We start from the raw sequence: 13,654 nt of genomic DNA, 5'->3' as shown, positions 1-13,654 counted from the left end.
GCGCTACGTGCTGGTGGTCGACGAGTTCCCGATGACCGTGACCGGCAAGGTCCGCAAGGTCGAGATGCGGGAGAAGTCCGTCGGCATCCTCGACCTCCACGAGGCGGCGTCCGTCCGCAACGCCTGACCGCTCGTGAGTGGCGATGATCGCCAGAGCGACTATCGGCACTCACAGGGCGGGCGCCGAACGACGGTGCGCGGGCCGGTTCGCGCGACTAGGCTGGGGACAGCGCGTCCCGGTGTCGCTCGGCGAGCCCACCACCCGTGTGCGGCGGACCAGGGAACCCGGGGCGCGTTCGTCGTGCGCGGGGCGTACGGCGGGGATTGTGCGGTACCGAACGAGGAACGGGTGAGCAGGGTGCCGACCGGCAGGGTCAAGTGGTACGACGCCGAGAAGGGCTTCGGTTTCCTCTCCCAGGACGGGGGCGAGGACGTCTACGTCCGGAAGGCCTCGCTGCCTGCGGGCGTCGACGCGCTCAAGGCCGGGCAGCGGGTCGAGTTCGGCATGGCGGAGGGCCGGCGCGGCCCGCAGGCGCTGTCCGTGCGCCTGGTCGAGTCGCAGCACTCGGTGGTCGAGGCCAAGCGCCGCCCGGCCGAGGAGCTGCACGGCCTCATCGAGGACATGATCAAGCTGCTGGACTCGCGGGTGCAGCCGGACCTGCGCCGCGGCCGCTACCCCGACCGCAAGACGTGCAAGCTCGCGGCCGAGGTGGTGCGGGCCGTGGCCCGCGACCTGGACGGCTGAGCCGGCTGAGCCGGCTGAGCGCCGTGGGCAGGGAGTGGTGCTCCGGCACCACTCCCCGCACACGGGCGAGGAGCGCTCAGCCCGGCGTGCCCTCCACGGGCTCGCCGAGCGACACGGTGAGGCTCACCCCGAACCGTTCGATGATGTCGCCGGCGCACTGCCGCATCGCGGCCCACTCCGGGGACTTCGTGCTCTCCTCGTACGCCTCCCGGTCCGGGAAGCTCATGATCGCGATCCGGTAGGTGGCGGGCTCGCCGCCCTCCAACCCGTCCGCGGTGCGCGTCGTGACGATCGAGGACAGGTGGGGGACGGCGGAGGCGCGCGGCACGTGGGTGGCCGCGTAGTAGTCCTCGAAGGCCGCCTCGTCCTCCGGCTGCGGTGCCGACCAGAACGCGTAGAGGGTGTACATGCCCTCTGCTTAACAGACGTTCGGCGTCAGGGGCAGTGGCATCAGGGGCAGTGGCATCAGGGACAGGGCTCTCGGGGAACGGTGAGTTCGCGGGGCTTGCGGATCGACTCGAACCCCATCCCCGTGGTCTCGGCGCAGAAGGCGCCGGTGCCCAGGCCGTACTCCACGTGCAGGACCGGCTTCCCGGCCCGGACGAACGGCTCGAGCTTGTCGCACTCGTCGTACTGGGCGCACTGCTCGTTGACGGCGAAGTCGAAGTCCGGCTCCAGCTCGGCGACCTGGTCGAGGTCGTTCTTCAGCCCGATCGTCAGCGACCGTTCGTGCGCCAGCCGCGCGACGAGCCGGTTGTAGGCCAGCTGGTCCTCCGCGGTCAGGTCGAAGCCCGAGTCGTTGGTCCAGCCGTCGACGTTGTCGGCCTCGACGCCGTCGAAGCCCTTCTCCCGGCACAGGTCGAACCGGCTGGCGAGGAACGGTTCGAGCAGGTCGGCGCGGCGGACGTCGTACCAGAACTCGCCCGGCCAGTCCGCGAGCTCGGTGCCGCGGACCTCGGCGGGCAGGGCGGCGGAGTCGGCGCGCCAGTCCTCCGACGCCCCGACGTTGACGTAGCAGATCACGGTCCGCCCGCCGGCCTTCAGCTCCTCGACGACCGACTCCGGGGTGTCGAACAGGTCGATGACGAAGGTCCTGGCCGGCACGGACGTGTCGACGGCGCCCTGCAGCTGGTACTGCCAGCGGGTGTCGCCGCCCGTCCCCGGCTCCGACGCCGACTCGGGGGTCGCCTCCGGGGTGGGCCCCGACCCGATCGAGCACGCCGCCGACACCGCGATCGAGGCCGCGACGCCGGCGAGCCTGCGCAGCATCCGCACCAGCGCCGCCCCCTCCCGTCCGGGAGCGTTCACGCGACGACCGCCGATCCGGTCGTGCGCGGCATCCCGTCCCACGGGTTCGGGAGCCTACGGTCCGTGACGTACCCGTGGTCGACGCCGGCGTGGACCATCCACGAACGGGTGGCCTCGATCATCCCTGCGGGGGTTCCGTGCACCAGGTGCCACGTCCGGGCCCGGCCGGTCCGGCGCTCGACGGGCCGCTCGGCGCGGTAGGTCTCCCACGACCCCTCGAAGGTCACGACGACGTCGGCGATCTCCAGGTACCCCTCGTCCGGGCGCACCCCGGGGTTGAACAGCAGCGGCCCGAGTCCGGCGGTGCGCAGGTCGGCCGCGAGCGCGGCGTAGGCGGCCAGGTGGTCGCGGCCGGACGGCACCTGGTCGGCGAAGACGCCGCGGATGCCGTACCGCTGCGCGTAGGCGCGTGCCTCGGCGACGATCTCACCGGCGGGCCGGGCGCCGTACGCCGTGTCGACGTACCCGGCCACGACCATGCCCGGGATCTCCGCGAGGTCGGCGCAGGCCCGCCGGTACGCCGGGTCCGTCCCGGTGCCGACGCCCGACGCCGGGTTGACCACCACGATCCCGACGGCGCCGGCCCGCGCCGCCGCCGTCAGCCCGGCCCAGTCCGCCGCCTCCCGGTCGGGGTGGAAGTAGGCGGGAACGCCGTCGCTCATCGGTGGTGGACCGGGGTGCCCGCGTGCCGCCGGACCAGCACGGCGTGCACGACCAGCAGGACCGTCGCGACGGCGCCCTGCCAGGTGACGGCCGTGACGTCGTCGACGTCGTGGTCGGCGACGAGCTGGAAGGCGAGCAGCGCCGCGACCGCCGCGCCCGTCGTCCTCAGCACCGTCTCGATCCGGCCGAGCAGGTTGAGGACCATCCCGGAGAAGACCGCCGTGCCCAGGATCAGGTAGTCGACGCCGAGGACGACGTAGCGGATGTCGTCGAGGTCGAACAGGGCAGCGCTGAGCCCGCCCAGCGCCACGGTGATCGCGGCGAGCGCCGCGGTGAACTGCAGGTGGGCGCGCAGCATGGCCCGGCGCATCCGGCGGGCGAACTCCGCCGTGGTCCGGGACCCGGCGAGCAGCCGCGCGGCGAGGGCGCGGTGGTCGTGCAGCAGCGTCTCCGCCACGCCCATGCCGAGCACCAGCGGCAGCGCGGCGAGGGTGACCGACAGCGGCAGCGAGTCGTAGTTGCTGACCGCGAGCTCGAACAGCGCCGGGTACAGCACCAGCACCGCGATCATCAGCCCGTACGCGACCTGCAGCACGGCGCTGACGAAGGTGGTGCGCGGGAGCGGCTGCCGGGGCCGCGCCGCCCCGCGGGTGGCCAGCACCGCGAACACCAGCGCCAGCAGCACGGTCGCGGCCAGCCAGCCGAGCTCCCAGCCGCGGCCGGGCTCGCTCGGGCCGGCGATCGGGGCCGCGATCTCGCCGTCGACCGCGTTGATCAGTGCGCCCAGGGCCGCCGGCGCGAGGGCGATCAGCAGTCGCGCCTCGTTGCCGGTCATCAGCAGGGTGGCGGCGGAGAGCAGGTACACCGTCTGCCCGACGAGCAGCGCCACCGTCCCGAGCGTGACCTGCATGGTCATCGTCCAGACCAGCGACCCGAACACGGCGACGACGGCGACCACGGTGGCCAGGGCGGCGCCGGCGGCGATCGCGCGGCGGAGGAAGCGGCGGGCGGCGGGGACGTCGAGCGCGCCCAGGTAGGACCAGGCGACGTAGCTGACGCCGTAGCCGAGCGCCCAGCTGAGCGCGAGGCCGCCGATGAGGAGCCCGGACTCGACGTGGTCGCCGGCCGGGAGCAGCGACAGCGCGACCAGCGCCGGGATCGCGTAGAGCAGCCCGCGGAGGTGGAACCAGGGGCTGGACCCGGGGCCGTGCGGCAGCGCCGGGGCGGGCGGCGGGTCCGCGAGCGGCTCGGTCCGCGGGCGGCCCGCGGTGGCGGCGCCGGCGTACCCGGCGAGGGCGAAGACGTCCCGGGCGCCGAAGCGCTCCCGGGCCACCCGGTCGTTGATCCCGACGCTCTCCAGCGTCACGGCGACCTCGGCGGGGTGCGTCGAGGTGGTCGCGGCGTCCGCGAGCTCGGGCGAGAGCGCGGGGCGGCGCGGGCCGGGGGCGTGAGGCGCGCGGCTCATCCGGCCTCACCCACCCGCACCCGCTCCTCCGAGGACCGGGGCGCCGGCGGGCGCACCGGCCCGCGCGGCTTCCCCGCCGGGCGCTGCGCCTGCGCGGGGATCCGGGTGCGGGGCGCGACCGGGGCGATCCGCGACGTCGGCGGGTCGAGCGGCTCCGGGACCCGCGCCATCCGGGCGGTCGGCGGGTCGAGCGACTCGGCCACGGCGGTGATCCGTGAAGTCGGGACCTCCACAGGCTCCTCCTGGGCGGCCGCGACCGCGGTGATCCGGGAGGTGGGCACCTCGATCGGCTCGTTCGGCACGGGGGCCGACGCCGGGGCCGACGTCGCGGCAGGGACCGCCTCGATCCGGCCGGTCGGGACCTCGACCGGCTCGGCCGGCCCGACGGGCGAGCGCTCCGAGAGCCGCGCGGCCGGCCGCACCGACACCGCGGGCGCGAGGGCCCCCGCCGGCACGGGCAGCTCCACGCTCGGCGCGCCGGTGTGGGCCGGGAGCGGGCGGCGCTGCGTGAGCGAGACGTAGACGGACCGGAAGTTCTCCGCGAACCGCTCCAGGGTGAACAGCTCCAGCGCCCGCCGGCGGCCGCGGCCGGCGAGCTCGTGGCGGAGCTCGTGGTCGCGCAGCAGCCGGATGCACGCGGCGGCGAAGGCGGGCGCGTCGCCGGCCGGGACGACGAGCCCGCCGTCGCCGACCGCCTCGGCCATCCCGCCGACGTCCGTCGCCACCGTCGCGCGACCGGACATGGCCGCCTCGATGATCGTGAGCGGCAGCCCCTCGGACCTGCTGGACAGCACCACGAGGTGCCCGCGCCGGAACGCCTCGGTCACCGGCGAGATCGGGCCCTCGAAGGTCACCGCGTCACCGAGCCCGAGCTCGGAGACGCGGGCCTCGCAGCGCCGCGCGTAGTCCTCGTTGCCGGCCGGGACGCCGCCGAACAGCCGCAGCCGCGCCGCCGGGATCGCCCGCCGGACCTGCGCGAACGCCGTGACCAGCAGCTCGATGTCCTTGAGCGGGTCGATCCGCCCCACGAACGCGATCGTCGGCTCGGCGGGCTCCTCGGTCAGCAGCGGCAGGGCCGCGGGGTCCACGCCGTTGTGCATCGTGCGGACCCGCTCCGGCGCCGCACCGCCCCGTCGGGCCCACCGGCCGTTGAACCCGGAGACCGGGGCGACGAGGTCGGCGTGCCGGTAGCAGAGCTCGGTGAGCCGCAGGAAGAACCGGATCTGGGCGGCGCGGGCGGCGCGGGAGTCCCCGCTGCGCCGGATCGCCAGCATCCGTTCCCGCAGGTAGACGCCGTGCTCGGAGAGCAGCACCGGGGTGCCGTGCGCCCACTTCGCGAGCAGCCCCATCAGCGCACCCGGCCCGTTGGCCGTCGCGTGGACGAGATCGGTCCGCAGGACCGGCATGCCCAGCGGGCGCAGGAAGTGCTCCATCAGCTCGGTGACGGCGAGGGCGTCGCCGACCGAGAGCGCCTCGTCGTCCCCGGTGCGGTGCCGGGCCCACACGTCGACGAACAGGTCGACGGCCCGCTGCCCGCGCAGCAGGGGGACGAGCGGCGTCTCCGCGGCGAGCGCGTGAAGGGCGCGCACGGCGGACTCGAAGCCGGCCGCGGAGTGCGGGCCGTCGCCCAGCATCGCCTCGAGCAGCTCCTCGTAGGCGATCGCGAAGCGCGACCCGACCGCCCGCGGCACCCGCCGGTCGCGCGGCGGCGGCGCCCACAGGCCGATCCGCTGCACCGCCGTCACGTTGTCCGGCACGGTGAAGACGGCGGGCTCGCGCCCCGACCCGGACAGGGCGACGACCTCGAACGAGACCTCCGGCAGGCCGCGGATCAGCTGCTCGCACCAGCCGCTCACGCCGCCGGACTGGATCGGGTAGGTGCCTTCGGTGACGAGGGAGACCTTCATCGCTGTTCCTCGGTCGTGGTGGGCAGGGTGAGGGTCCGGGGGCCGTCCACGGCGAACCAGCCGGAGCGGACCGTGCCGTAGGCGTCGCCGAACTCCCCGGCGCCCTCGACGCGGGTGCCGGGCGGGGCGGTCAGCGGCACGTCCACGTGGCCGTCCGTGGTCACGTGGACCACGCCGTCGACCACGTAGGCGTCGACGCGGCCCTCGCCGACGGCGCGGGCGAAGGCCGCCCGGCCGTTCAGCACGTCCCGGGTCGCGGTCATCGTCGGGACCAGCAGCGGCCGGTCCTCGGTGAACAGCGCGCGGTAGTCGCCGAGGACGCGCTCGAGGATCGGGTAGAGCGTGCGGTCCTCGGTGAGCTGCGGCTGGTGGACGTAGTGCGGGCGCGGGTCGTTGGCCATGGCGTGCCGCAGCGCGAGGTCGGCCTCGGCCGGCACCACGACGTCCCGGAACCCGGTGACGGGGTCGGCCGGGGTGATGCAGCTGCCGTCGGCCTCGCAGGTCCCGTCGCCGCCGTCGGCCAGGGAGGTGGAGATGAAGTTGTACTGGTCGACGGTCTCGGCCTCGGTGGCCGTGTTGAAGTCCAGGTTGATCGGGTGCCGCGGCACGGTGTTCGCGCCGCCGACCATCCGCTGGTCCGGCTCCGACGAGGCGTCGGAGGCCAGGGTGAGGACGCCGGTGCCGTCGAGCGCGTCGGCGAGGTTCGGGTTGTCCTCCGGCATGCGCGGCGGCTTCGCGAGCCCGCCGTGCTCGCCGGTGACCAGCTCGGCCTCGTCGATCGGCAGGCCGTGCCGCCGGGCGAAGTCGATGTTGAGCCGGATCTCGTCGGCGATCGTGCGCTCGCCGACGAACCGGGTCCAGCCGAACAGCGGCACCTCGTCGCACTCCCACGGGGTGACGGAGAAGTCCCGGATGCACCCGAGGTACAGGTGCGACCAGGTGTGGTTGATCCAGCCGAACTCGCCCTTGGCGGCGACGAGCGCGTCGGTGAGCGGGTCCGCGGCGCCGGGGGCGGCCGCGACGCTGCCGCTGCCGTTGTAGGCCATGTCCATGCGGAAGCCGTGCCGGCGCTGCCAGTCCACGGCGAAGGCGACGTCGTCGGCGGTCATCCGGATCAGTGGGCGCGGGCCGACCTCCGGCGGGCAGTCCGAGCCGGCGGTGCAGTTCGCCTCGGGGACCCAGCGCGCGTTGGGCATCAGCACGTCGTCGATGTGCACCGCGAACCAGGCCCGCTCGAGACCGAGGTGCACGCCGCGGGTGAGCCACCGGACCATGCCCGGCGCGAGCACCTGGAACTGGGAGGAGTCCGCCCCGTAGCCGACGGTCAGGACCAGCTCCTCGCGGCCGCCGTCGCTGCGGATCCCCGCCACGGTGAGCCCGCGCGGGGCGCCGGGCGCGTCGACGGTGACCAGCGGCCGGACGCCCGGGAGCGACCGGGCCGCCTCGGCCCAGCTGTCCGGGTGCGGGCTCGGGTCCTCGAACGGGACGGGACCGCGGGCGTAGCCGAACTCGGCGCCGAGGGCGTCGGCACCGATCCGGCCGGACAGGCCGTCGAGCGCACCGCGGAAGGCCGGCTCGTCGGTGCCGGCGGCCGGACCGCCCGCCGCGAGCGCGGAGATCTGCCGGACGTCGAAGCGGCGCTCGAAGGCGTGCAGCGCGGCGAGCTCCGCCGCGGACAGCTCCTTCGGTGCGGGGCCGGGCAGCACGACGCCCTGGAACTTGGCGCGCGCCCGGCCGTCGGCCCGGTCGGCCAGGAAGGCCGCGTCGATCCGCGGGCGTGCGGGATCGGCCAGGTCGACGACCTGCACCGGCACGCCGGTGGTGTCGAGCGCGTCGTGGAAGGCCTCGACCTCCCGCGACCCGTTCGTGACGACGAGGACCTGCAGGTCGATCCGGGCGCCGGCGGCCGGAGGCCGTGCGGAGGCCGGGCCCGTGCCCGCGAGCAGCAGGGCGGTCACGAGCAGCACGACGGAGGCGGCGAGGCCGAGCGGCCGCCGCGTCACTGCGAGGAACACCGGTCTACAGGCTCCGCATCCAGTCGAGGGTGCGGCGCAGGCCCTCCTCGAGGGCCGTCGGCTCCGGCAGGCCGAGATCGCGCCGGGCCTCCCGGACGTCGAGGCAGCTGCGCTGGACCTCGCCGGCGCGGGTCGGGGCGAGGACCGGCTCGGCGAGCGCGGGGTCCGCGCCCGCGGCGCGAGCGACCGTCGCGATCAGCTCGCGGATGCTCACCTCGCGCCCGGTGCCGACGTTGTAGACCGGCCGCAGCGGGCCCTCGGCCTCGGCCGCGGCCAGGTTGGCGCGGGCGACGTCGCCGACGTAGACGAAGTCGCGGGTCTGCGAGCCGTCGCCGAAGACCGTCGGACGCGTGCCGGCAAGGACCGCGTCGCAGAAGATCGCGATCACGCCCGCGTCGCCCTTCGGGTCCTGGCGCTCGCCGTAGACGTTGCCGTACCGCAGCGTCACGACGTCGAGGCCCTTGGCGCGGCGGAACCAGTCGGCGTAGGTCTCGACGGTGCGCTTGCTCAGCCCGTAGGCGGACAGCGGCTCGGTCGGGGCGGTCTCGGGCGTCGGCACCGGGGCGTCGGGGCCGTAGATGGCGCCGCCGGTCGAGGTGTTGACCACCCGCCGGGCGCCGGCCGCGTGGGCGGCGGAGAAGACGTTGACCGAGCCGACGACGTTGCGCCAGGCGTCCTCGGCCGGATCGGCCATGGAGGCCCGCACGTCGATCTGGGCGGCGAGGTGGAACACGACCTCGGGCCCGAAGGCCACCATCCTCCGGTGCAGCGCGTCGGCGTCCCGGATGTCGATCTCGGCGAGCTCGGCGCTCGCGCCGGGGCCCTTCAGGTTCTCCAGGCGCCCCCGGCTCAGGTCGTCGACGACGAGGACCTCGGCGCCCCCCGACGCCAGGCGCTCCACGATCGACGAGCCGATGAAGCCGGCTCCACCCACCACCACTGCACGCGTACTCGCGGCCACGAATCCCCCCGGGTCGCTCGGTTCGGCTGTCCGGTATGTGCAGTTTCAACCGGTTCAGCCCTCTGAATCCCCATCGGACGGTAAGCGGGCTCTGTTACGACTCCTGGGCGGAGTGAGGCTGTACGGAGGTGTGCGGATACGCCGTTCGGTCCAGGACGCGGCCGAGCGGAGTCAGAAGGAAGGGCCGTAAGGGTGAGGCAGAACACGCACTCGGCGCACGGTCGCGCGGAGGCTCACTGCTGGGCGACGAGCACCCAGGTCGCGCGCGCGGGGTAGTCCAGCTCGCCGGTGTCCGGGTTGGCGACGGGTGCGGCGCCGAGCAGCTGCACCTGGGCCGTACCGAGCACGTCGCCCGGCTCGGGCAGCGTGAGCGTGTAGCTGGTCCGTGCGTTCGGGGCGAAGACGGGACTGCGACCGTCCGTGCGCTGCCCGTCCGGGCCCGTGTACGAGAACACCACCGACCAGGGCGCCTCGGAGACCTCCTCCGGCACGGTCACCTCGACGGGCGTCCCTGCCGGGACGGCGAGCCGCGCCTGGGCGGCCTCGTCGTTGCTGCAGTCCTTCATCTTGAGGTCGCAGAACTGCGCGGGCCCGCTCGACTGCGTGGCCGCACCCGCGGCCCACGTGACCTGCGGCTTCTCGTCGCTCCCGCATCCGGCCAGCACGACGGCGGTGGTCAGCGTGAGGGCGGCGAGCAGGCTCCGGCGGGTCCGGGACACGCCACCAGCCTACGGAGCGCCGGACGCGGCCTCCGACGGGGCGGGCCTGCGCTCGGGCAGCGGCTCCTTCAGACCCAGGCCCGGGACCAGCGTCCTCCCCCGCCACACGAGCGCCGTCTGGATCCCGACGACGGCGACCACCGCGGCCACCACGGCGAACCCCAGCCGGAACCCGCTGTGCGGGAGCAGCACGCCGAGCGCGCCGCCGGACACCCAGGCCAGCTGCAGCACGGTCTCGGAGCGGCCGAACGCCGACGCCCGGGACTCCTCGGGCAGGTCGCGCTGGATCACCGCGTCGAGGCAGACCTTCGCCAGCGCGCTCCCGGTCGCGGCGACCAGGCCCACGATCGCGGCCGTGAGGATGCCGGGCAGCACGGCGGCCACCGCGGCCGCGGCGCAGGCGGCCGACACGCAGCCGATGACCATCGCCTCGGCCCGCCCGAAGTGGATGCGCGAGCCCACGCCGTTGCCCAGGAAGGACCCGACGCCGGCCGCCGCGCCGATGATGCCGATCAGGTAGAGCTGCTGCGCCGCGTCGCCCTGCGCCTGCTCCTTGACGACGAACGCCACGAACAGGGTGAGGAAGCCGGTCACCACGCGGGCGGCGCCGTTGCCCCACAGCGCGACCACGACCGAGCGTCCGACGGGACGGCGGCGCGGGCGGCGGGTGCTCCGCAGCCGGGCCGGTACCTCGCCCGCGGTGACCTCGACCCAGCGCGGGATCCGGCTGCACAGCAGCGCGCCCACCACGCCGAGCGCGGCGGTGTAGTAGAGCGCCCCGGGCGAGCCGAACAGGTAGGCGACGCCGCTGGCGATGCCGCCGAACACGGCGCCGGCGATCAGGCCGAACGTGGTCAGCCGGGAGTTCGTGGTGGCCAGGGTGATGCCCTCGGGCAGCACGCGCGGCGTGACCGCGGCCTTGAGCACGGTGAACGACTTGCTGAGCACCATCGCGCCGAGCGCGGCGGGGTAGAGGATCCAGTTGTCGTAGTTCAGGGCCATGACCACGGCGAGCACCGCGCGGCCGAGCATGGCCACCGCCAGCGCGGCGCGCCGCCCGCGCTGCAGGCGGTCGAGCAGCGGCCCGATCACCGGTGCGACCACGGCGAACGGGGCCACGGTGATCAGCAGGTACAGCGCGACGTTGGTCTTGCTCTCCGCCGTGGCCGCGGCGAAGAAGAGGGTGTTGGCCAGCGCGACGGCCACGGCGGCGTCGACCGCGTAGTCCATCATCGAGGCGTAGGTCAGCGAGGTGAGGCCGGAGCGGTCGGCGCCGTCGGCCGTGGCCGCGCGGCGGAACGTGTTCACCGCCGCGCCCGTGAGCTGGCGGCTGCGCAGCGCGGCGACCCGGGTGACCGTGAGCTTCTTCGGCATCCGGGGCGGGGGCGGGGCCTGCTCCCCGGGCTGCTCCGGGCCGGGGTCGGGCGGGGGCGCGGCACCGTGCCCGGTGCCGGGCGGGGGCGCGGCACCGTGCCCGGTGCCGGGCGCGCGGGTGGGTGCGGGGTCGTCGGCCGGGGCCTGCTCGATCCACTCGGCGAACCGGGTCGGCCCCTCGGGCTCGCGGCGGTACTCGGTGGGGTCGTAGTCCGGGTCGTCGTGCCACGGGTAGCGGCGGCGGACGGTCGGGACGTAGGGCGGCGGTTCCGGTCGCGGCGTCTCGGGCGCCGGCTCCGGCTCGGGACGCTGGTGGGGCGCGCCGTCGGCGGTGGCCCAGCGCCGCGCGCGCCCGCCCCACCAACCGGTCCGGTGATCGCGCGCCATGCCCTCATTCTGCCCGGCGGACCGGGCCGGCGCGGCCCTCCGCTGCGGTGATCGCGTCACGTCACCCGGGTAGCCGGACGCGGAACGCGGCGGGCCAGAGCTTGCCCGTGAGGAGGTACTCGTCGCCGCTCAGGTGGGCGATGCCGTTGAGCACGTCCGTCTCCGCCCGGCGGGCCGGGTCGAGCAGCCCGGACGCGTCGACGACGGCCGTCACGGCGCCCGTCGCCGGGTCGATGCGGACGACCCGGTCGGTACGCCACACGTTCGCCCACACCGCGCCGCCGACGCACTCCAGCTCGTTGAGCTCCGTGACGGGGGCGCCGTCGAGCGTGACCGCGACCGAACCTGTCTCGGCGAAGGTCGCGGGGTCGTGGAAGCGCAGGCGGTCGGTGCCGTCGGAGCGGACGAGCCGGCCCGGTTCGGCGCAGAGGCCCCAGCCCTCGCCCCCGACCGGGACCTGCCGCCGCAGCGTGAAGGTGGCCCGGTCCCACTCCAGCGCCACCCCGTCCTGCCAGGTCAGCTGCCAGATCGACGGTCCGACGACGGTGATCCCCTCGCCGAACAGGCTGCCGGGCAGCGGGACGGCCCGGCGCACGGCGCCGGTGGCGGCGTCGAGCTCGCGGAGCTGGGAGTGGCCGGCCAGGCCGGTGCCCTCGTAGAGCGTTCCCGGGTCGTCGGGGGAGAGCTCCAGGCCCTGGGTGAAGGCGGTCGGGTCGTGCGGCACCTCGGCGAGTACGACCGGGCGGACGGCCGCGGCGGAGCCGAGCGCCTCGGGCGGGGTCGCGGCGGCGCAGGCGGCCACGCCCGCCGTCACGGCGGTGACCGCCGCGACCAGTCCCAGCAGCACCCGTCGCATCGCCCGAGATCCTGCCGCACGGTGCAGGGACGGCGCTCCGACGCGCCCGGCCCGGGTGGCACAATCGACCCGATGAGCGCGATCACCGGGATCGACCCCGAGACCAGCCCCGCGGACGCCCCCGCCGTGCCCGGCCCGCTGGCCGGGGCAGTCGAGCGCGCCCGCACCGCCGCCGTCGAGGAGGCCTCGGCGGACATCGGCGAGCACGCCGGTGCGGCGGCGGTCGGCGAGTACCTCGGGTACGTGGTCGAGGACGAGGTCTCGGTGAGCCACCACTTCGCCGCCGACCTCGCCGGCTACCACGGCTGGCACTGGTCGGTCACGCTCGCCGCCCTCGCGGACGGGCCGGTGACCGTCAGCGAGGTCGTGCTGCTCCCGGGCGACGAGGCGATGGTCGCGCCGGCCTGGGTGCCGTGGCAGGAGCGGGTCCGCCCCGGCGACCTCGGTCCCGGCGACCTGCTGCCGACCGAGCCGGAGGACTCCCGGCTCGTCCCCGCCTACGTGCAGTCGGACGACCCGGCCGTCGAGGAGGTCGCGGTCGAGATCGGGCTCGGCCGCACCCGCGTGCTCAGCCGGGAGGGCCGGCTCGAGGCCGCCGAGCGCTGGCGGGACGTCCGCGGCCCGGGCTCCGACATGGCCCGCGCGGCCACCGAGGTGTGCGCGACCTGCGGTTTCTTCACCCCGCTCGCCGGGTCGCTGCGCGCCGGGTTCGGGGCGTGCGCCAACGAGTACTCGCCGGCCGACGGCTCGGTCGTCTCCGTGGAGTTCGGGTGCGGCGCGCACTCGGAGCTGAAGGTGGAGCAGGGCTCGCCGGTCCACGTCTCCGCGCTGGTCTACGACGACGGGGTGGACCTGGAGCGGATCTCCACTGGCACCGCGGCGCCGGCGGAGGCGGAGGCCGAGCCGGCCGCCGATGCACCGGCCGAGGCGCCCGCCACGGAGGCCGCGACCGCCGAGGCCGCCGACACCGGGGTGGTCGTGGAGGAGGAGACGCCGCAGGAGGCCGTCTCGCCCGCGGCCGCAGACGCGCCCGCCGCGGTCGCCGACGCCGCCGAGGCACCCGCCGCCACCGCCGCCGTGACCGACACGGACGAGGCGGTGGAGGAGGTCGCGGCGCCGGACGAGGTGGTCGGGGCCGCTGGTGAGGCCGCCACCGCCGAGACCGCTGCCGACACCGCCGCCGCCGACACCGCCGACACCGCCGAGGCCGCGTCCCCCGCGTCCCCCGGGTCCGACGAGGGCGTGACCTCCTGA

At 75.5% G+C, this 13,654-nt stretch carries 12 protein-coding genes; 2 read left to right on the top strand and 10 right to left on the bottom strand.

Annotated elements, in window-relative coordinates; translation table 11 throughout:
- Nucleotides 1-358: 358 nt before the first annotated feature.
- Nucleotides 359-745 carry a cold-shock protein gene (locus tag PKE99_RS31015; RefSeq protein WP_197040872.1) on the top strand — a complete coding sequence of 129 codons (387 nt, stop codon included), beginning with the start codon at nt 359-361 and terminating at the stop codon, nt 743-745.
- 76 nt (nt 746-821) lie between these two features.
- Here the strand turns inward: PKE99_RS31015 and PKE99_RS31010 are convergent, their stop codons facing one another.
- The 10 genes from PKE99_RS31010 to PKE99_RS30965 all read right to left on the bottom strand — a co-directional run bounded on the left by PKE99_RS31010 (nt 822) and on the right by PKE99_RS30965 (nt 12,400).
- On the bottom strand, nt 822-1,154 hold the full coding sequence (locus PKE99_RS31010; protein WP_051738219.1) for an EthD family reductase: 333 nt from the start codon (nt 1,152-1,154) through the stop codon (nt 822-824).
- Nucleotides 1,155-1,210: 56 nt separating this feature from the next.
- Nucleotides 1,211-2,053 carry an endo alpha-1,4 polygalactosaminidase gene (locus PKE99_RS31005; protein WP_197040869.1) on the bottom strand — a complete coding sequence of 281 codons (843 nt, stop codon included), beginning with the start codon at nt 2,051-2,053 and terminating at the stop codon, nt 1,211-1,213.
- The gene (locus PKE99_RS31000; RefSeq protein WP_037052941.1) at nt 2,050-2,715 is read right to left on the bottom strand and encodes a spherulation-specific family 4 protein; all 666 of its coding nucleotides are present in this window, start codon (nt 2,713-2,715) and stop codon (nt 2,050-2,052) included. The genes PKE99_RS31005 and PKE99_RS31000 overlap by 4 nt, the downstream gene beginning before the upstream one ends.
- Nucleotides 2,712-4,181: a hypothetical protein gene (locus PKE99_RS30995; protein ID WP_037052944.1), complete on the bottom strand. Its 1,470-nt coding sequence runs from the start codon at nt 4,179-4,181 to the stop codon at nt 2,712-2,714. The genes PKE99_RS31000 and PKE99_RS30995 overlap by 4 nt, the downstream gene beginning before the upstream one ends.
- Entirely contained in the window at nt 4,178-6,088 is a 1,911-nt protein-coding gene (gene pelF, locus PKE99_RS30990) for a GT4 family glycosyltransferase PelF (RefSeq protein WP_051738220.1), read from the bottom strand. The genes PKE99_RS30995 and pelF overlap by 4 nt, the downstream gene beginning before the upstream one ends.
- Nucleotides 6,085-8,103, bottom strand: a complete 2,019-nt coding sequence (locus PKE99_RS30985; RefSeq protein WP_051738221.1) for a hypothetical protein — start codon at nt 8,101-8,103, stop codon at nt 6,085-6,087. Before PKE99_RS30985 ends, pelF begins: the two co-directional genes overlap by 4 nt.
- 4 nt (nt 8,104-8,107) lie before the next feature.
- Nucleotides 8,108-9,040, bottom strand: coding sequence for an NAD-dependent epimerase/dehydratase family protein (locus PKE99_RS30980; RefSeq protein WP_231498420.1), 933 nt, complete (start codon nt 9,038-9,040; stop codon nt 8,108-8,110).
- 257 nt (nt 9,041-9,297) lie between these two features.
- On the bottom strand, nt 9,298-9,783 hold the full coding sequence (locus PKE99_RS30975) for a DUF2771 family protein (protein WP_051738222.1): 486 nt from the start codon (nt 9,781-9,783) through the stop codon (nt 9,298-9,300).
- A 9-nt stretch (nt 9,784-9,792) separates the two neighbouring features.
- A complete protein-coding gene (locus PKE99_RS30970) occupies nt 9,793-11,544 on the bottom strand; it encodes an MFS transporter (protein WP_063739884.1) in 1,752 nt (583 codons plus the stop codon).
- A 61-nt stretch (nt 11,545-11,605) separates the two neighbouring features.
- A complete protein-coding gene (locus tag PKE99_RS30965) occupies nt 11,606-12,400 on the bottom strand; it encodes a glutaminyl-peptide cyclotransferase (RefSeq protein ID WP_037052951.1) in 795 nt (264 codons plus the stop codon).
- Between the two features lie 72 nt (nt 12,401-12,472).
- On the opposite strand from PKE99_RS30965, the gene PKE99_RS30960 reads away from it, so the two are divergent.
- Nucleotides 12,473-13,654, top strand: a complete 1,182-nt coding sequence (locus PKE99_RS30960; RefSeq protein ID WP_063739885.1) for a DUF3027 domain-containing protein — start codon at nt 12,473-12,475, stop codon at nt 13,652-13,654.

Origin of the sequence: Pseudonocardia halophobica (genome assembly GCF_027922425.1) — a bacterium.
GTDB lineage: Bacteria > Actinomycetota > Actinomycetes > Mycobacteriales > Pseudonocardiaceae > Pseudonocardia > Pseudonocardia halophobica.
The sequence above is the reverse complement of the archived record's forward strand: the minus strand, read 5'-3'. Positions and strand labels throughout refer to the sequence as shown.